Origin of the sequence: Pseudomonas sp. GCM10022186, from assembly GCF_042656385.1 — a bacterium.
Taxonomy (GTDB): Bacteria; Pseudomonadota; Gammaproteobacteria; order Pseudomonadales; family Pseudomonadaceae; genus Metapseudomonas.
In genome coordinates this window covers 1-1,151 of sequence record NZ_JBHSOU010000041.1, presented here as the reverse complement: position 1 = coordinate 1,151, position 1,151 = coordinate 1, and the positions used below count along the sequence as shown (strand labels likewise).

The 1,151-nt window shown below is 71.5% G+C and carries 1 pseudogene; it reads left to right on the top strand.

The features are described 5' to 3' along the window. Positions 1-1,151, top strand: a pseudogene (locus ACFPU0_RS14705) (glycine dehydrogenase (aminomethyl-transferring)); the annotation flags it as partial.

Sequence of the window (1,151 nt, the reverse complement as noted above, 5' to 3'; positions counted from 1 at the left end):
GAAAACCCGGCCTGGTACACCGCCTACACCCCCTACCAGCCGGAAATCTCCCAGGGCCGCCTGGAGGCCCTGCTGAACTTCCAGACCCTGGTCAGCGACCTCACTGGCCTGCCGGTGGCCAACGCCTCGCTGCTCGACGAAGGCACCGCCGCCGCCGAGGCCATGACCTTCTGCAAGCGCCTGGCGAAGAACAAGGCCAGCAACGCCTTCTTCGCCTCGCAGCATTGCCACCCGCAGACCCTCGACGTGCTGGCCACCCGCGCCGCGCCCCTGGGCATCGAGGTGGTGATCGGCGACGAGCGCGAGATCACCGACGCCAGCGCCTACTTCGGCGTCCTGCTGCAATACCCGGCCGCCGACGGCGACCTCTTCGACTACCGCGCCCTGGTCGAGCGCTTCCACGCCGCCAACGCCCTGGTGGCGGTGGCCGCCGACCTGCTGGCGCTGACCCTGCTGACCCCGCCCGGCGAGTTCGGCGCCGACGTCGCCCTCGGCAGCGCCCAGCGCTTCGGCGTGCCGCTGGGCTTCGGCGGCCCGCACGCGGCCTACTTCGCTACCCGCGACGCGTTCAAGCGCGACATGCCCGGCCGCCTGGTCGGCGTCTCCATCGACCGCCACGGCCAGCCGGCCCTGCGCCTGGCCATGCAGACCCGCGAACAGCACATCCGCCGCGAGAAGGCCACCAGCAACATCTGCACCGCCCAGGTGCTGCTGGCCAACATCGCCAGCATGTACGCCGTCTACCACGGCCCGCAGGGCCTGACCCGCATCGCCCGGCGCGTGCACCAGCTGACCGCCATCCTCGCCGCCGGCCTGACCCAGCTGGGTCTGAATGTGGAGCAGGAAGCCTTCTTCGACACCCTGACCCTGGCCACCGGCGCCAGGACCGCCGAGCTGCACGCCAAGGCCCGCGCCCAGCGCCTCAACCTGCGCGAAGTGGATGCCGACCGCCTCGGCCTGTCCCTCGACGAAACCACCACCCAGGCCGACGTCGAGCAGCTCTGGGCGATCTTCGCCGACGGCCAGGCGCTGCCGGACTTCGCCGAGCTGGCCGCCCGCGTCGCCAGCCGCCTGCCGGCCGCCCTGCTGCGCCAGTCGGCGATCCTCAGCCACCCGGTGTTCAACCGCTACCACTCGGAAACCGAGCTGAT